At 44.9% G+C, this 17,500-nt stretch carries 14 protein-coding genes; 12 read left to right on the forward strand and 2 right to left on the reverse strand.

The features are described from left to right. The first annotated feature begins 12 nt into the window (after positions 1-12). Both E0E36_RS05330 and E0E36_RS05335 read left to right on the forward strand, forming a co-directional pair. The gene (locus E0E36_RS05330) at positions 13-1,002 is read left to right on the forward strand and encodes a DUF4466 family protein (protein ID WP_130855022.1); all 990 of its coding nucleotides are present in this window, start codon (positions 13-15) and stop codon (positions 1,000-1,002) included. Positions 1,003-1,007: 5 nt separating this feature from the next. Continuing rightward, a complete protein-coding gene (locus E0E36_RS05335) occupies positions 1,008-3,659 on the forward strand; it encodes a hypothetical protein (protein ID WP_165446922.1) in 2,652 nt (883 codons plus the stop codon). 17 nt (positions 3,660-3,676) lie between these two features. Here the strand turns inward: E0E36_RS05335 and E0E36_RS05340 are convergent, their stop codons facing one another. After that, positions 3,677-4,522 (reverse strand): SMP-30/gluconolactonase/LRE family protein, encoded by an 846-nt coding sequence (locus tag E0E36_RS05340; RefSeq protein WP_130855024.1) that lies wholly within the window; start codon positions 4,520-4,522, stop codon positions 3,677-3,679. Positions 4,523-4,667: 145 nt separating this feature from the next. Here E0E36_RS05340 and E0E36_RS05345 point away from each other — a divergent pair, with 145 nt between their 5' ends. The 10 genes from E0E36_RS05345 to E0E36_RS05390 are packed head-to-tail and all read left to right on the forward strand — an operon-like array spanning position 4,668 to position 16,420. After that, complete coding sequence (locus E0E36_RS05345) at positions 4,668-5,996, forward strand: aspartate aminotransferase family protein (RefSeq protein WP_130855025.1); 1,329 nt, start codon at positions 4,668-4,670, stop codon at positions 5,994-5,996. Position 5,997: 1 nt separating this feature from the next. Continuing rightward, positions 5,998-7,176, forward strand: a complete 1,179-nt coding sequence (dgoD, locus tag E0E36_RS05350) for a galactonate dehydratase (RefSeq protein ID WP_130855026.1) — start codon at positions 5,998-6,000, stop codon at positions 7,174-7,176. A 9-nt stretch (positions 7,177-7,185) separates the two neighbouring features. Next, the gene (locus E0E36_RS05355) at positions 7,186-7,971 is read left to right on the forward strand and encodes an SDR family NAD(P)-dependent oxidoreductase (protein WP_130855027.1); all 786 of its coding nucleotides are present in this window, start codon (positions 7,186-7,188) and stop codon (positions 7,969-7,971) included. 12 nt (positions 7,972-7,983) lie between these two features. Then, positions 7,984-9,357: a hypothetical protein gene (locus tag E0E36_RS05360; protein WP_130855028.1), complete on the forward strand. Its 1,374-nt coding sequence runs from the start codon at positions 7,984-7,986 to the stop codon at positions 9,355-9,357. After that, on the forward strand, positions 9,354-10,919 hold the full coding sequence (locus E0E36_RS05365; RefSeq protein ID WP_130855029.1) for an SLC5 family protein: 1,566 nt from the start codon (positions 9,354-9,356) through the stop codon (positions 10,917-10,919). Before E0E36_RS05360 ends, E0E36_RS05365 begins: the two co-directional genes overlap by 4 nt. A gap of 25 nt (positions 10,920-10,944) precedes the next feature. After that, positions 10,945-12,171 carry an NRAMP family divalent metal transporter gene (locus E0E36_RS05370; RefSeq protein ID WP_130855030.1) on the forward strand — a complete coding sequence of 409 codons (1,227 nt, stop codon included), beginning with the start codon at positions 10,945-10,947 and terminating at the stop codon, positions 12,169-12,171. Between the two features lie 4 nt (positions 12,172-12,175). Further along, on the forward strand, positions 12,176-13,195 hold the full coding sequence (locus E0E36_RS05375) for an NAD-dependent epimerase/dehydratase family protein (RefSeq protein ID WP_130855031.1): 1,020 nt from the start codon (positions 12,176-12,178) through the stop codon (positions 13,193-13,195). 10 nt (positions 13,196-13,205) lie between these two features. Further along, positions 13,206-14,237 carry a dihydrodipicolinate synthase family protein gene (locus tag E0E36_RS05380; RefSeq protein ID WP_130855032.1) on the forward strand — a complete coding sequence of 344 codons (1,032 nt, stop codon included), beginning with the start codon at positions 13,206-13,208 and terminating at the stop codon, positions 14,235-14,237. 10 nt (positions 14,238-14,247) lie between these two features. Continuing rightward, positions 14,248-15,429 carry a M20 metallopeptidase family protein gene (locus E0E36_RS05385; protein ID WP_130855033.1) on the forward strand — a complete coding sequence of 394 codons (1,182 nt, stop codon included), beginning with the start codon at positions 14,248-14,250 and terminating at the stop codon, positions 15,427-15,429. After that, complete coding sequence (locus E0E36_RS05390; RefSeq protein ID WP_130855034.1) at positions 15,419-16,420, forward strand: Gfo/Idh/MocA family protein; 1,002 nt, start codon at positions 15,419-15,421, stop codon at positions 16,418-16,420. Before E0E36_RS05385 ends, E0E36_RS05390 begins: the two co-directional genes overlap by 11 nt. Positions 16,421-16,533: 113 nt before the next feature. On the opposite strand, the gene E0E36_RS05395 is transcribed toward E0E36_RS05390, so the two are convergent. Then, positions 16,534-17,421 carry an ATP-binding protein gene (locus E0E36_RS05395; RefSeq protein WP_242627128.1) on the reverse strand — a complete coding sequence of 296 codons (888 nt, stop codon included), beginning with the start codon at positions 17,419-17,421 and terminating at the stop codon, positions 16,534-16,536. Positions 17,422-17,500: the final 79 nt, after the last annotated feature.

Below are 17,500 nucleotides of genomic sequence, written 5' to 3' on the forward strand. Positions count from 1 at the left end.
AATTATATACGGATGAAAAACATCGTTTTATACAAAAATAGGTTGTTGCTTTTTTGCTTGATCGTGTTATTAGCAAATTGCAGCGACGATGCCTATGAAATTCCCCAAGCAGGGGAAGGCCTACAAAATGATCTTATCAAAAGGTCTGTCGGGCCTAATGTAGTCGGTACTACTATCGACTTTGCATATGCTGCTGCAATTTCTGAACAGAGCCTGCTGAGCACGATAACGGTTGAATCGAGTATTGTTGGTGCAGCTGGAACCGGGTTGGAGAATGTATCTTATCATACCAACAGTAGCGGCTTAGATGTTGGCGTTCAGGTCGGCGCGCCGGCCGTGCAAGAAGGTAACTCATGGAAAGTCAACTTTACTACAGATACCGCTGCTGCAACATTAAGGTATCATTATGTTATTCCTGAAGAAGCAAGAGGGCAGTCCATTGTATTTACATTTAAGGCAAAGGCCAAGGATGGAAAAGAGATTTCAATCAAGACCGAGCCCTATGAAATCAGCAACATGAGCATGCAGTTAGACTTGGTGGGAAAAGATGGCGAAACAGCTTTCTTTTCCATAGAAGATATGAAATGGTACAATGCTTCCGAAGCGGTAACCAAAGCGGATAAAATTGATTTGATTTACCTGTATCGAAATTTGCCGACCGTAACTTTTGGTCATTCGTTGGTATCCCCGTCTGCTGATCCAATGTATTTGCCTAACCTTACTTTGCCGAATGGTGTTGATAGAAAATCGAAATTCGTCAAGGCCTGGCAGCTTCAAGATCAACAGTTGGCGCGACTGCAATATGGTGTTTATGTAGATGATGTAGATCTGCTGGGAAAAAGCTTTACAGATGCACCGGATTTTGCCATCAATTTAAAAGCCGAAAGTGGACTCTGGGTTGAAACTGCCGATGGTAAGTACCGTGCATACATTTTTATCAATGCATTGAATAATGTCAGTAAGGAGATTAAAGTAAGTATAAAGCGGCTAACGGTTAAATGAAAGTTATGAAAATGCGTTTTATGGCGCAATCCTATTTGTGGAGAGGTTGCCTTGGCGTTCTCTTGGTGACGCTGCTTCCCTATCTGACCTATTGTCAAGATACCGCTTTTTCTGCCTCCTATCGGGCGGCGCAGGGCCGTGGGGATAAACGTCAACTAAAATTTGAAGTATCTGTGCCAACAGCAGGTTTATATAAACTGCATACTCATGTAAAAAATAAAGTAAAAACGGTCGATCCGTCAGCCATCGAAACCGTCTATGCTACGTTGAAGTGGGAAAACGAAAGGCCTACCAAACGGATTTTTTTTGATCGCCACAATAAGGGCGAACAAGTAGCCGGCATTTTCCCGCTGCGACAAGGGAAGCAATACCTGACTTTTTGGTTACCTCCGGATATCAGCTTTGATGGGTTTACAATAAGTCCTTACAATGCGCCAAAAGTACCAGAAGCAGCTCAACACTATCAGCCGCAGGTTTTACCTTCAGAAGGACACCCACGACTATGGTTTACGCAAGAAACATTAGCGCTTATCAAAGCGCGTTTAGAGCAGGGAGAGAATCATGCCCGATGGGAGGACGTAAAGACCCGGGCGAAAGCTGTGCACTCCTTTATTATTGATCCGAAGCAGGAGATGTTTTATAACGAAGCGGTTGAGAAAGCAGCGGAGGCAAAGGCCTTCTATTATGCGATGACGGGAGATATTGATATAGGACGGGAAGCTATTCAATTAATGACTGATTATTATTCCGTGCTTGAATTTGGCAACGTAAGTTATGGGGATATCAGTAGGGAAATCGGGCGCGCTATCTATATCGGCGCCTTAGTTTATGATTGGTGTTACCCTTTGCTGGAGCAGGGCGAAAAAGAGCTCCTACGTAAACATATGATGCGCCTGGCCCGGGATATGGAGATCGGTTGGCCACCCTTTTACGGAGTTGAAAGTATTGTAAATGGACATGGTAACGAAGCACAAATTTGTCGTGACTTATTAGCAATGAGTATTGCTATCTACGATGAAGACCCGCTTCCTTACCGATACACTTCCTATACTGTATTGGAGCAATTGCTGCCCATGCGCGCTTTCGAATACCAATCGCCCCGACATAATCAAGGGGTAGATTACGGAGCCTATCGCTTTGGTTGGGAGATGCATGCGGTTTGGTTGCTATATCGAATGAGTGGACGACGGGTATTCGATGAGAATATTAAAAACTTAGCCTATTACTGGCTTTACATGCGTCTTCCGAATGGCGAAATGTTGCGGGATGGTGATATGTTCAGCCTTGTTAACAACAAAGGCCGCTTTTACTGGAAGCAGCCGCAGACAATGCTACTGGCTTATGCTTATGGCGATGACCCCTATATTAAGGGTGAATTTGAGCGGGAGGGAGGCCTGCCGGATAATCCCATACTTTTTCTATTGGTAAATGACCCAAACTTAAAGGCCGAGCACAATCTGCAAGCGCTGCCTTTAACGAAGACATCGGGTACGATCCTGGGCTCGATGGTGGTACGTACGGGCTGGGATAACCGGCCGCAGAGCGAGGATGTCATCGCTGAAATCAAGGGAGGCGGCTATATTTTCGGTAATCATCAACACCCAGATGCCGGCGCAATCCAATTGTATCATCACGGGTTTCTAGTTGGTGATATAGGGTTGTATTTATCGTATGGGCCGCCATACGATTTTAATTTCAACAAGCGCTCCATCTCACATAGCATGCTTTTAGTTCGCGATCCTAAAGAACCTTTACTTTTCCGAACCGAGGCAAATGACGGTGGTGCACGTTTTAATCAGCGTTTTCCACGAAGCCCCGAAGAAGTGACGTCAGATGCTTGGTTTGATAACGGTGTAGTATGTTCAAGCAGTTTCGGACCTTCCAAGATAAGTCCTCGTTTCAATTACTTTAAAGCTGATTTAACCGGGGCTTACACGAGTAAAGTTAGTTCTTATGTGCGAGGTTTTTGTTTCTTGAAATTGAACCGAAAGGACATCCCTGCCATTATAATCTTAACAGATGATATAACAAGTGCTGATTCAAGCTTTGCTAAGTACTGGCAGATCAATACATTGAACAGTCCGGATACGCTTGGCGATGGTTGGGTCTTGCATAGCGAAGCGTCCGGTCTTCGAGGGAAAGCTTTTGTATCCATGCTCTTGCCAAAAACATCGGATCGGGAAGTCGATATTTTATCGGGTAAACGTGCCAACAGCACCTTTGAATTTCAATACGAGCCGAAATCGAGCAGACCCGAAGCCAATGCACACCGCATTATGGTTTCTCCCAAGAAAAAAGAAAAACACCATCGATTCATTGCCTTATTTCAGATTGGTAGTGAGGAAACTGGAAAATTGCCCTTTCAATTTCAAGAGGAACAAGGGCGTTATTCGCTCGTTATCGAAGATCAGGTGGTAAATCTAGGAGCTGGTTCTAACCTACAACAAGACCGGCTCGTGCTTACCGTTCCTTCGGAAAAATCACATTATCAGGTGTTGATTACGGATTTACAGGCAGGTTATTGGCATATAAAGACTGGAGCAGGTGATTTCTTTCGTAATGTGAAGGTGATGCCCGGAGAAAATACACTTCATTTTGAGGCGGACCCTGGTGTTTATCAGGTGATGCCTGGTAGATTATACCAAGAGGAGAAGTGATTCTACTCTGTACTATATTAGGTTCTTTGAGTTATAATAGGGTATCGTATGGCTCCTTTCGCGCGACGATTTATTTGCAATAACTGCCCTTTTTCCGCTTCGGTAACAATCAGGCCTAATTTACCTGATGGATCAAATGCGCAATTGGTCGGGTTGTTGCCGGGTAAAGGAATTCTTTCGATCGTGCTCCCTGTTGGGTCAAAAACGCATATAGATCCGCTGCCGTAAACCGCCACGTATAGATTGCCTTCATCGTCAAAGGCGATCCCATCGGGGCCAATAGGCCCGCCTGTGTGGGCAAATATCCGTGGGTTTTGCCAGCTGGCCGTTGCGCTGTGCCAGGTTCCTATCCAAAGGCGATGCTTGGCAGTCTCGGCAATTACTAGTTGATTGCCATCAGGTGTGAAAGCCAATCCGTTTGGATATTGCAAGCTACGGGCAACTATAAGGAGTTGTCCGTCTTGCTTGTAGCAACAGACGTAGGCATCTGTAGCATCAAGGCTTGGTCCTGGGCAGGTAAATACCAAATTACCCAGATCATCAAAGGCGAGATCATTCGGCATGTTCAACGGTATGCCTTTAATGCTGCTGAGAACAGTTTCTAACTGCGTTGAAACAGGATCGTAAACCCGGATGGCGTTAAAACCCGCATCGCAGAACCATAAACGTCCCTGGGCATCGAAAGTTAAGCCATTGGGCCGACCACCGGTATGCACGTTTATCAAGCCCTCGTTTGTATAGGCAAGTAATGATTCGCCCTGCTGTTCAACACACCAGAGGGTACCATCCGGCGCGAAAGCCGGGCCTTCGGGAAAACGGATGCCTTGTGCGAGTATATGTATTAAAAGCGGTGGATGTGCCATTTTTCTATCGATCGATTAAGATACTATAATGCTACAAAGAAAATAAAAATACAGTTTTTTGTATACAAAAAAATAATATATTTGTATACAAAATTATTTTATCCCAATTGAAATATTAAAATCAATCATAAAAAATAAAAAGATCATGGTAAATAAGAGGCAACGGTCTGCCGAGATACTGGAGACCAACGCGCAATGGATTCCCGGAGGAGTCGTGTCCCTTAATAGAAAATCAGACCCAAATATCTGTTTCGAAAAGGGAGTAGGCAGTAAAGTTTACGACGTTGATGGCAATGCCTATATTGATTACCAAGCAGGTTTTGCTGCTTCCTTTTTAGGTCATAATGACCAAGATATAAATGCGGCGGTATCAGCTACCTTATCAAATGAGAGCCTGTTGATGGGTGCTGGGCCTACCGTACTTGAAGGCGAGTTTGCCAAGCTTTTTTGTGAGGCAGTGCCAACGGTAGACAGCATTCAGATTACCACTACGGGTTCCGAAGCCACGTATCATGCTATACGCATTGCGCGGGCAGTTACCAAGCGAGACCATGTTATTGTGATGCAGGGAGGTTATAATGGTTGGCATAACGATGTTGCCTGTAATGTGATCAGCGCTAAACAGGATGTGGGGGTACGCGTGAGCCCGGGTGAGTACCCTTTTGATGCGGGCTCCGCAGGGATACCAAATGCGCATAAAAATTTAGTGCATATCGTTAATTACAACGACCTGGATTCAGTGCGTTACGTATTGAAACGTTATCCAATAGCTTGCATCATTCTGGAACCTATCTTACAGAACGTGGGAATTGTGAAGCCGCAGGCGGGTTATTTACAGGGACTGCGTGCTTTGGCAGATGAAGAAGGTTTTCTGTTGATTTTTGATGAAGTAAAAACAGGTTTTCGACATGCTTTAGGAGGATATCAGTCTATCTGCGGCATTCAACCTGACTTGTCAACCTTTGGAAAAGCTGTAGCGAATGGTTACCCGATGGGGGTTATTGCCGGAAAAAAGAAATATATGGATTATTTTGTGCATCCAGAGAGAGCGGAGCGTGTATTGATAGCAGGTACGTATAATGCGTTTCCTTCTACCACCGCCGCAGGTATTGCTACGCTAAAAAAACTTGCATCACCTGAATTTGATGTTTATGGACATGTTAATGCTTTAGGGGATCTAATGGAAAACGGATTGAATGATATTTTGAGTAAATTAGGTCGACCTTTTTATGTGGCACGTCAAGGATCGGCTTTTTGTACCTATTTTATGGATCATCAACCGGTGGATTTTCATGATATTTTGGATCATCATGATTTTGACTTGGATAAACGCTATCGCCTTCAATTAATTGACAGAGGAGTTTACCATTTTCCGCTTCCAATTAAACAGGGTAGTATATCTTATGCACATAGCCTGGCAGATATTGAACAGACATTAGAGGTTACAAAGCAAGTTATTGAAGCATTATATTAAAATGAAAATTACAAAAATTGAAACCTATGTTTGCCATGCGCGTATGCGTAATTGGATCTTTGTAAAGGTCTTAACCGACCAACCCAGTTTGTGGGGATGGGGCGAGGCTACACTCGAATGGCATACAAAAGCTGTAGTGGGGGCAATCGAGGATTTATCGCAATTACTTATCGGCGAAGATCCCCGGCGGATCGAACACCTTTGGCAGATGATGTACCGCCAGCATTTTTGGCATGGCAATGGCATCGTACGCGGTACCGCAATCAGCGGCATCGATATTGCGCTATGGGATATTGCCGGTAAAATCCATGGTGTTCCCTGCCATGAGCTATGGGGTGGTCGCGTACGCGACTATGTACGTCTTTATTGTCATTTAGGTGGGGGACGCATGGAGGACTTTTATGAGACGAGCCCCGCTGATGCCAATCGTTTCGCAGCGCTTGCCCTTCAGGCTGTAGAACAAGGTTTTACGGCCTTCAAGTCAATGGCGGTTCCAGAAACCATGTCGTTGGAAGGTCTACAGCCCCTTAAATACGCGGAAGCCTGTGTCCGTGCTATGCGTGACGCGGTGGGGGATCAGATTGATATTATGGTGGATTGTCACGCGCGTCCCAGCCCGCGTATGGGATTGCTCTTTGCCAAAGCCTTAGAACCTTATAACCTTTATTTCTTCGAAGAGCCCTGTTGGCCGGAAGCGATGGATGATATTGCGATGATTCAACGAGCGGTTAAGACACCGATTGCATCAGGCGAACGGTTGGTGGGCGTGTATGCTTTTCGCGAGATGCTCGAAAAACGCGCGGTTAGTGTTATTCAGCCCGACATTACCCATTGCGGTGGATTAACGGAGGCGCGTCGCATCACTGCATTGGCTGAAGCCTATCGTGTATCGGTAGCTCCCCACAATCCACAAGGACCTATCAGTACAGCGGCATCACTTGAGCTGGGTTTTGCTACCCCATCGTATATCATTTGCGAGAGCGTTCATCAGGATGTTCCCTGGCGGAATGAAGTTGTAAATGAGGGCTTTTCCTTACAGGAAGAAGGGCGATTGATCTTCCCTAACAAGCGGCCCGGATTAGGCATCGAGATTAATGAAGAAGAGGTCAAAAAACATCCTTTCCAGACGGAGATTTTACAAAGAACCTTTTATAAGGATGGAAGTGTAGGCGATTGGTAAAATTGTTTTATGGAAAAAACAAAAGCATTTAAAGAACAGGTTGTCATGATTAGTGGCGGTCTTGGCGACATTGGACAGGCAATAGCAAAAGCTTTTGCCAGCGAGGGGGCCTACGTGGCTATAGGTGACATCCTTCCCGTAAGCGAGGCCAATAAAGTACGCATCAACCTGGGCATTGCGGAAGGGTATTATCATTACCAACAAGTGGATGTACGTGATGGGCAGGTGGTTGCAGATTGGGTAGAAGCGGTTACACAATATTGGAAATTGCCGAGTATCGCCATTGTCAATGCGGCCACGGTAACACTGAAGAATTTTCAGCAGTTAACGGATGTGGAATGGAATAATGAATTGCAGGTGAACCTTTCGGGTGCTTATTTTTTTGCCAATGCACTTGCCAAGCGCCTGGAAGCTAAAGGGCAGCCCGGAAATATAGTGTTTTTGGGCAGCTGGGCAGCCCATGCGGTGCACAGTCATATTCCCGCTTACAGTGTCTCTAAAGCAGGGATCCGGATGCTGTGCCGTTCTATGGCCTTAGCCTATGCCGCTGTTGGCATACGGGTTAATGAACTGGCTCCGGGCTATGTAAATGCGGGCCTCAGCAAAGCAGTTTGGGAACAAGATCCTGATTTAGCAGCACAAGCGAAAACTAAAGTGCCTTTACACAGCTTGATCGAAACGGATGAGCTTGCATCGCAGGTATTATGGCTTTGCCATGCTCAAAATAAGCATATTACAGGAAGCACTTTTTTAATTGATGGCGGTCTTTCCTTGGTAAGCATAAGTGAAAAATGATGATCGAATAAGATGAAGAAACAGGAATTGGTAGATACATGTCCCGGCTTGCAGGGTTTTTTTGGACTAGCGGAGGCTGATATTACGCCCACACTAGATATCTATGCCCGTAATTGGGGTGCAGCAAAACAGGATCGATACCAAGAAATTCATCGGCCATTATGCATGCAATGCTTGGCCATTTCAACGACGAAAGATGCTAAAGCTCTTTTTTTGCTGACGGCTGATTTGGGCTGGTGGAAAAATGCAGCGGACGAACAGCAGATCAGGCAAGCAATTCTTTCGGCTTGTCAGCTCACTGAGGATCAGCTCTTGCTGTGTTTGTCGCATACGCATGCCGGACCTGTCATTTGCTCTACGGATTATGATAAACCGGGTGGCGAACACATTGTTCCCTACTTGCAATTATTGGTAGAAAAAGCCATTACCCTCATTAGGCAATGCACCGAAAATAAGGTATCGGCGAAACTGACATGGACGTACGGAACCTGCGATTTAGCAGCAAATCGCGACCTGGACCTGGAGGGCGAAATGCTAGTGGGCTTTAATCCAGTGGATGCCGCAGATCAGACTTTATTGGTTGGGCTCCTTGAAAAAGATAATGGTGAAAAGCTCGCCGTTCTGGTAAATTATGCCTGCCATCCAACTACCTTGGCGCATGAAAATATAGCGCTTTCACCCGATTATGTAGGCGCCATGCGCGAGCTGGTAAGGGCGCATACAGGTGCCGCCTGTCTTTTCTTGCAAGGCGCCTCGGGCGAATTGGCTCCCCGAGAGCAATATGTGGCAGACCCGGCAATAGCAGATGCGCATGGACGTAAACTGGGTTATGCCGTTTTATCGACCTTAACGGGAATGTTGCCCGCCGGGGAAGCATTGCTTTATACAGGGAAAATACCATCCGGCGCTGACCTTGCTGTATGGACACGTGCTGAATACGAGATGCCAGATACGATACAGGCTATGCTGTTAACCGTTGATTTGCCCCTAAAGCCTTTGGGTGCAGTGGAAGAAATAGAACAGGCCTGGACAAACTGCCAGGATCGGGTATTGAAGGACCGACTTTGGCGAAAATTGAACACGCTTCGTAGCCTAGGAAATGGAAATACAGCAAAAGCAAAGCTATGGATTTGGAAATTGGGAGCCGTGTTATTAGTTGCCCAACCCAATGAAACATATGCTTGCTATCAACAACAGTTACGAGCTGCTTTTCCGGATACAATACTCGCCGTGGTTAATATAGCCAATGGTTACATAGGTTACTTACCACCCGCTAGCCTATACGCAAAAACGATGTATGCGGTGGAACAAACGCCTTATGCAAAGGGAGCACTTGAAATATTAATAGAATCGACCATTAGCGCCTTGCAAACCATTAAACCATGAACTTAAGTACACTGGATATAACCATCTTTTCTCTCTACATACTTTGTATTCTATTGCTCGGTTTGTATGCATCCAAGCAGAATAAACGAACAAAGCGGGATTACTTTTTAGCAGGGGATAAACTTCCGTGGTGGATGATTGGTGGTAGTATTATCGCGGCTAATATAAGCAGTCATCATCTGGTGGGTGCTATGGGTGCTGCCTATAGTCATGGTTTTGTGGCAGTTACCTTGGAGTGGGGGGCTATATTAATTGGTTTCAATGTACTATTATGGGTTTTTTTACCCTTTTATATCCGTAACGGCTTTTATACGGTTCCCGAGTATTTGGAGAAGCGATTTGGTCGATCTACCCGGGCTTTATACGGCATTCTGATTCTTTTCACGTATGTATTTGTTGAAATTGGCGCAGTACTCTATCTGGGCGCACTCTCCTTATACGCTCTTTTTGATATTCCTATTTTATATAGTGTGCTCGCCTTAGCCATTTTTACAGGAATTTATACCATCATTGGGGGGTTAAGAGCGGTTATCTGGACCGAGATGGTGCAACTTTTAGTGCTGCTGGGTGGTGGCTTGGTGTTGACTTTTGCAACGGTAAAAGCGGCTGGCGGTATTCAAACCATTGCTGCATCTGCTCGCCATTGGAAAATGCTGTATCCTGCTGATCATCCGGATTTTCCATGGACTATGTACCTTGGAGGACTATTGTGTATCAGTGTTTTTTATTGCGCAACCAACCAGTTTATTGTGCAACGTGTATTGGCTGCAAAAAATGAATGGCACGGGCGTATGGGTGTTATTTTTGGCGATTACCTGAAATTTTTGGTACCGCTTATTATCACCGTACCTGCTTTGGTAGCACCGGCTTTTTTACCAACTTTAGAAAGGCCAGACTTACTTTTTGCGACACTTGTAGAGACATTGTTGCCCAGCGGTTTAATTGGACTGGTGATGGCAGGCTTAATTTCTGCTATTATGTCGCACATCTCGGGTGCTATCAATTCTTGCACAACAATTTTGACGGTTGATTTCTATTTACCTTATATCAATAAAGAAGCAAACGATCATACTGCCGTGCGGTTTGGCCGATTGGCCGGTATCTTGATTGTTTTAATCGGTATCGGTTGTGCGCTGCTACTAATGCGGCATGCTGATAAGCCGGTTTTCCTTTACTTAATGAACTTATATGGACTGTTTACACCGGGTATCGCCACCATGTTCCTATTAGGTGTTTTTTGGAAAAGAACCACTTCGTCAGGCGCGATGTCAGCGGGTATTTTAACTATCCCACTTTCTTTATTGTTGGAATCCACATTTCCCGATATGCCGTTTTTCAATCGTACGGGTATTGTTTTCTGGTCATGCATGCTCCTATGCGCGGTAGTAAGTTACTTAACGAAAGCGAAGCCTGCCGAACAGCTGCAAGGCTTGCTTTGGAAAAAAGAGGTGCTAAAACTACCAGAGGTAGAAAGGAAAAATTATGGCGGATGGAAAAATCCCTTTTATTGGTGGCTTTTAATTACACTCTTCGTATTATACTTCTATGTCCGATATGCATAAAAATAACTCAAAAAAAATAGTTGACATGAAAGCGCAGCCCTCTGGCCCCAAAGCGCTCCAATGGTTAAATGCCCTTGTTCCCGGTATTATTACAGCTGCCGTTGTTTTTGGTCCGAGTAAAATGACCATCACATCAAAAATGGGCGCAAGTTACGGCACATCCCTGCTTTGGATCGTTGTGGTAGCTATTGCGCTGATGGCTATTTATACCGGGATGGCCGCCCGTATAGGGCGGGCGAGTAAGCTTTCTTTTTTAGGACTTGTACGTCAGAAATGGGGGCAACCCGTTACCATGTTTATTGGTGTTGGAATTTTTTTGGTAACTACTTCCTTTCAGGCAGGTAATGCCATCGGTGCGGGAGTGGCCATGGCTGAGCTAACGCATACATCTACAACAGCTTGGGTTATCCTCTTCAGTCTATTAGCTATTACGATGCTCTTTTTCCGTTCTTTCTATAAGTTATTGGAAAAGGTGATGATCAGTATTGTCTTATTGATGTTATTTTCTTTTGTAACGACACTCGTGTTATCGCGTCCATCACCGGCGATTTTATTGGAAGGATTAAAGCCGAGTATTCCAGACGGTTCCATGCCCTTGGTTATTGCTTTTGTAGCGTCTTGCTTTTCGTTGGTTGGTGCGCTTTATCAATCGTATTTGGTGCAAGAGAGGGCTAAAAGCTTAAAGATGCAAGATAATCGGAAAGTGGAGGACAGAAGTTTGCCCGGTGTTTTGCTGCTTGGTGTGATGAGTGCCTGTGTAATGATCTGCGCAGCAACGGTACTGCATACACGTGGAATAGCTATCGTGAGTGCGGCTGATATGGGTAAGTCACTTGAACCCTTATTTGGAAGTTTTTCAACCATTTTATTTTTAGTGGGGCTATTGGGGGCCGCTATTTCGTCGTTGATTGGCAATGCCACCTTGGGAGGGACCTTGTTGGGAGACGCTTTGGGTAAGGGTTACAGCATGAATGATGCAGGTATTAAAATGTACATCGCTGCCGTGATGCTTATCGGCGGAATCATAGCCATTTGTTTTGGTAAACTGCCCTTGGAACTGATTGTCTTTGCACAAAGCATCACCATTTTTGTGGTACCCACTATTGGCGTTGCTCTATTTTCAGTAGCTAACGACCGACAAATCATGGGCGATCTGGTAAATTCGGGTTCAACTAAATTTTTTGCAGCCATCGGCCTGCTCGTTGTATTCTGTTTGGCGGCGATTCATCTTCAACAACTTATTTTCAATTAAATATATGGAAGCACTTAAACAACGGTACGAAACATTATTGGCACCTTCCGCTGCACTTATTAATGATCTGAAGGACATCGAGGGAGATTTGCTGATTCTGGGTGTAGGCGGTAAAATGGGTCCTAATTTAGCACGTTTGGCCAGACAGGCACTGAACGAGGCTGGTAAAGCGGATGTACAGGTAATTGGGGTTTCCCGCTTTTCCGATACCCAACTGCAACAGCAGTTGGAGGCTGAAGGCATTCGGACAATTGCTGCAGATTTGCTGAACGATAACGACCTACAAAGCTTACCTTTCGCGCCAAACGTGATTTTTATGGCCGGCAATAAGTTTGGAACTACCGGTAAAGAAGCCTTCACCTGGGCGATGAATGTCTATCTTCCCGGCCGGGTAGCTGAAAAATACAAAAATGCCCGCATGGTGGTGTTTTCATCGGGTAATATCTATCCATTTGTATCGGTTACATCGGGTGGCGCTTCTGAAAAAGTGGCTCCAGAACCCATCGGTGAATATGCGCAATCTTGTTTAGGACGCGAACGCATTTTTCAGTACCACGCACAACAGAATGGTACACCTATGTTGATCTATCGTTTAAATTATGCAAATGATGTCAGTTATGGAGTACTCGTAGAAATCGGAAAAGCAGTAAGAGATGGCCAGGCGGTTGATCTCACAACCGCCAATGTGAATGTCATCTGGCAAGGTGATGCAAATGAGTATGCCCTGCGAAGCTTGAAATATTGTAGTACACCGCCAAAAGTGCTGAACATCACTGGCCCTGAAACCGTATCGGTGAAATGGGTAGCTGAAATCTTCGGCGAATTTTTCAATCGTAAACCAACGTTTGAAGGTACAGAACAAGGGGTGTCTCTGCTCAATAATGCGGCTGAGTCGTTTGCGCTTTTTGGTTATCCTCGTACGCCATTAAAAACCATGATCGGTATGATTGCGGCTTGGTTGGATGCGGGAGCACCATTACTAAATAAACCGACACATTTTCAGGAACGGGAGGGGAAATTTTAATTCATCGTATATGTTAACAAAGGAAAAAAGAGCATTATTACAAGAGGGAACAGTAATACCTGCACACCCTTTAGCTTTGACTGCCAAACTCGATGTGGACGAGGAAAAGCAACGAAATCTTACTCATTATTATATCAATAGCGGTGTCGGCGGCATTGCGGTAGGTGTCCACACAACTCAATTTGAAATTCGTGATCCAAGGTTCAATCTATATGAAACCGTTTTGCGCTTTGCGGCCGAGGAAATAGCGGATGCAGGTTTAAACCGTCCTTTCATTAAAGTAGCTGGTATTTGTGGGCCTACGGCACAAGCGCTTCAGGAAGCTGAGTTAGCTATTAAATATAACTATGATCTGGCTTTGCTGAGCCTTGGCGGATTAAATGATTGGACGGATGACCAATTGATTACACATGTAAAAGCGGTTGCTGCCCGTATTCCGGTTATTGGGTTTTACTTACAACCCGCCGTGGGGGGGCGTTTGCTTAGCTATCACTTCTGGGAGCAATTTGCGCAAATAGAAGGGGTAGAAGCCATCAAAGTAGCTTCTTTTAATCGCTACCAGACTTTAGATGTGGTACGCGCTGTTTGTACTTCGCCTCGTAGTGAGGATATTGCCTTATATACAGGCAATGATGATAATATTGTAGCGGATTTGCTGACACCCTATAAATTTTTGATTGATGGTACCTGGAAAGAGAAGCGTTTTGTGGGAGGGCTGCTTGGCCATTGGGCTGTTTGGACTGAAACGGCGGTGAAGCTTCATCAGCAGATTAAACATTGCATTGCCAATCAATATCAAGGTGTTGAAGATCTTTTAAGGCTAGGTGTGCAGGTTACAGATATGAATGCGGCGCTTTTTGATGTTAGCCATAATTTTAAAGGGAGCATCGCCGGTATTCATGAAGTACTGCGTCGAAACGGACTGATGGAGGGTATTTGGTGCCTGAGTCCAAAAGAGATTTTGTCTCCAGGACAGCTTGAAGAGTTAGATCGTGTTATAGCGGCTTACCCGCACCTTAGCGGTGCACAACCTTCGTATTGATAAGGTAGCCATGATAACAAAGCAGCAGATTGATCAACTGGTGGATCAGATTTTACCGCAGATGATCGGTATACGAAGACATTTTCATCAATTTCCGGAACTTTCTTTTGAAGAATACGAAACATCGGCTTTCATCAAAAGCTATTTGAATGAGCAAGATATTCCCTGGAGACCGCTGGCCAATACAGGTATTGTGGCGACACTAGAGGGAAACAGGTCATCCGACAAAGTCATCGCTCTCCGTGCCGACATGGATGCCTTGCCTATTCAGGAAGAGAATGATCTTCCCTTCCGATCGGTTCGAAGCCAGGTAATGCATGCCTGCGGACATGATATCCACTTGGCTTCTTTACTAGGCGTAGCGACCGTTCTTCGGCGCAATAGATCAAGGATGGCGGGCGCGGTGCGCTTTATATTTCAGCCTGCAGAAGAAAAGCTGCCGGGCGGAGCGCAACAGATGATCAAGGAAGGTGCGTTGGAAGGCCCTGTACCAACTTGGGTGATTGGTCAGCATGTTATGCCCGAATTGCCTGTTGGCAGGGCTGCTTTTTATCCCGGTAATTATATGGCAAGTAACGATGAGATTTATATAAAAATCAAAGGGAAGGGAGGTCATGCTGCTCAACCTCACCAGAATATAGATCCGGTGGTAATTGCAGCACAATTAATTCTAAACCTTCAATCACTTGTAAGTCGCGTCGCAGACCCAAGGATCCCCACGGTACTTTCATTTGGAAAAGTGATTGCTGAAGGGGCTGTGAATATTATTCCGAATGAAGTTTCCTTAGCGGGAACCCTGCGTACCCTAGACGCCAGGTGGCGTATGCAGGCGCACCAGAAAATTAAAGAAATCCGTGAAGCTGTTACGAGTGCCATGGGAGGCCATTGTGAAGTACATATTGTGAAAGGTTATCCGGTGCTGCACAATGATCCCTCGCTTACAGAGAAGCTCAGCAAATTGGCTGAAAAGTACTTAGGCAAAGAAAACGTGGTTCCCATAGACGTATGGATGGCTGCCGAGGATTTTGCTTATTATGCGGAGCAGGTTCCTTCATCTTTTTTTCGCTTAGGGGTACAGAGTGTTTCTGGTTTACACACCGCTACTTTTAATCCGGACGAAGGTGCCTTGCGCACTGGTATCGGGTTAATGAGCTTTATGGCTTGTAGTTTATTGGAAGGTCATGTCTCTTAATCGTCGGACCTTTATGCAGCAGGCCGCATTGCTGGGGTTTTATGCGGTGGCATCAAAGCCATGGATCAAAGCCATCCGGCAAACCGTTGACGGAAAGCGAATTGGTATCATCGGCCTGGATACCTCACATAGTATTGCTTTTACCAAAGCGCTGAATGCAGCTAATGCCGACCCGGTTTATAAAGGCTTCCATGTAGTGGCAGCCTATCCCTATGGCAGTAAAACAATCGCAAGCAGTGCAAATCGAATTCCCGCCTACATCGAAGAAGTGAAAGGAATGGGAGTGGAAATATTGCCTTCTATACGCACACTTTGTGAGGCGGTTGACTATATATTGCTGGAAACAAATGATGGCCGCATACATTGGGAGCAAGCGAAAGAAGTAATTGATTTGGGTAAAACTTTGTTTATCGATAAACCGCTTGCTGCTTCTTACAGGGATGGTTGCCGAATTCTTGTTTATGCTAAGCAAAAGGGTGTCCCCATTTTTTCCGCATCTTCGCTCCGATGGGCAGATGGTATCGGCGAATTGCACGAAAAGCATAAAATCGGTGATGTCAAAGGTGCCGACACTTTTTCACCTTCACCCCTTGAACCCACGCATCCTGATCTTTTTTGGTATGGAATTCATGGAGTGGAGATGCTCTATGCGATCTTAGGTGCCGGTTGTACCGAAGTAAGCAGGATAACCACAGCGACTACCGATATTGTTGTTGGAAAATGGCCCAATGAACGTGTCGGAACTTTTAGAGGCATGCGGGAAGGAAGCGCTTTCGGAGGCATTGCTTTTGGCGAAAAAGGTATACAGTTAATAGGTGGCTATCAGGGTTATAGCCAACTTTTACAGCAGATAATCAATTTCTTTGAGACCGGTATTGCACCAGTTTCTGACCAAGAGATGCTGGAAGTACTTGCCTTTATGGAAGCAGCTGATATAAGTAAGAGTGAAAACGGTCAGGTCGTGTCCTTGACTGAAGTGTTAAAAAGATGAATCGAAATTTCGCGAAAACTTAATATCGCATGTCGGAAACAGTAACTTCCGACGGATAAAAAGAATACGGGCCTCCCAAGATTTGAGTAGGCGCTAAAAGGTATTTAACCGAACTATCCTTTTTGTGCCTGCAGCCGGCGTATTGCAACCAGCGTTTCATTTCCGCAGGCAACCATTCCCGCTTCTTCTATATATAGGCAATAATCAGCGATATTGTTTCTGCTTGCAGAGAGCATAGTTGCAATGTTGGAAAAATTGGGTTTGAAAGGAACGCTCTTGGCGATGATGGCTAAAAGCTGTTTCATTTTCCGTCCGGTTGCCACGTTCATATCAGCAAACAAAGGAATATCAGATTCTAACGTTTGATTGATTATCTGTTGCAACCGTATGTCAAAATCGCCTTCTAATGCAAATGGGTAATATCCTCTTCTTAAGTACTGAGCAAAGAATTTGAGCGGATGCTTCAAGTTCGGTATTTTTACCTGATGCGCCAGAATATCATCCAAAGAGTATACATCCGAGGATATTTGATGAAAGAGTTGTAAATATTCCCTAAATGATAGCCCCTGCATATGGTGCATAACAGCTCTACGACTTAAATCGGAAGCACCCTTGTTAATGTCCAATACGGAAGATCCGGTGAAGATAACTTGCAATTCGGCATAATAGTCATAAATTAACTTGAGCTCTTTTGACCAGTTTTTATATTTATGAATTTCGTCTATAAAAAGGTGTTTTCCTCCCTGTTTGACGAAGGCGTCGGCTAAGTCTATTAACTTGTGATCGGCAAAATAAAAGTCCTCAGCGGTAACATAAAGTGCTTCTGCCGGATTCAAATTTTTCTTGATGTATTGTAGGATGAGCGTAGTCTTACCGACGCCTCGCGGTCCGGTAAGGCCGATCATTCGGCTTTCCCAATTTATTTCTGCATAGGTATAGCGAAGAAAGCTTGTATCAATAGCCTGTAAAAGCTTATGAAAATATTCCAATAATTTCTCCATAGCAGTTAATTTTCACAAAGATAGCTATTTTGCACTGTAATAGTGCAAATTTCAGTAAAAAATGCACTGTGAGAGTGCA

Source organism: Olivibacter jilunii (assembly GCF_900607235.1).
In the GTDB taxonomy this organism is placed as follows: domain Bacteria; phylum Bacteroidota; class Bacteroidia; order Sphingobacteriales; family Sphingobacteriaceae; genus Olivibacter; species Olivibacter oleidegradans.

Excerpts from the sequence above, each read along its gene's own strand:
- E0E36_RS05330 (WP_130855022.1), top strand. The coding sequence starts at position 13 with ATGAAAAACATCGTTTTATACAAAAATAGGTTGTTGCTTTTTTGCTTG.
- E0E36_RS05335 (WP_165446922.1), top strand. The coding sequence starts at position 1,008 with ATGAAAATGCGTTTTATGGCGCAATCCTATTTGTGGAGAGGTTGCCTT.
- E0E36_RS05340 (WP_130855024.1), bottom strand. The coding sequence starts at position 4,522 with ATGGCACATCCACCGCTTTTAATACATATACTCGCACAAGGCATCCGT.
- E0E36_RS05345 (WP_130855025.1), top strand. The coding sequence starts at position 4,668 with ATGGTAAATAAGAGGCAACGGTCTGCCGAGATACTGGAGACCAACGCG.
- dgoD (WP_130855026.1), top strand. The coding sequence starts at position 5,998 with ATGAAAATTACAAAAATTGAAACCTATGTTTGCCATGCGCGTATGCGT.
- E0E36_RS05355 (WP_130855027.1), top strand. The coding sequence starts at position 7,186 with ATGGAAAAAACAAAAGCATTTAAAGAACAGGTTGTCATGATTAGTGGC.
- E0E36_RS05360 (WP_130855028.1), top strand. The coding sequence starts at position 7,984 with ATGAAGAAACAGGAATTGGTAGATACATGTCCCGGCTTGCAGGGTTTT.
- E0E36_RS05365 (WP_130855029.1), top strand. The coding sequence starts at position 9,354 with ATGAACTTAAGTACACTGGATATAACCATCTTTTCTCTCTACATACTT.
- E0E36_RS05370 (WP_130855030.1), top strand. The coding sequence starts at position 10,945 with ATGAAAGCGCAGCCCTCTGGCCCCAAAGCGCTCCAATGGTTAAATGCC.
- E0E36_RS05375 (WP_130855031.1), top strand. The coding sequence starts at position 12,176 with ATGGAAGCACTTAAACAACGGTACGAAACATTATTGGCACCTTCCGCT.
- E0E36_RS05380 (WP_130855032.1), top strand. The coding sequence starts at position 13,206 with ATGTTAACAAAGGAAAAAAGAGCATTATTACAAGAGGGAACAGTAATA.
- E0E36_RS05385 (WP_130855033.1), top strand. The coding sequence starts at position 14,248 with ATGATAACAAAGCAGCAGATTGATCAACTGGTGGATCAGATTTTACCG.
- E0E36_RS05390 (WP_130855034.1), top strand. The coding sequence starts at position 15,419 with ATGTCTCTTAATCGTCGGACCTTTATGCAGCAGGCCGCATTGCTGGGG.
- E0E36_RS05395 (WP_242627128.1), bottom strand. The coding sequence starts at position 17,421 with ATGGAGAAATTATTGGAATATTTTCATAAGCTTTTACAGGCTATTGAT.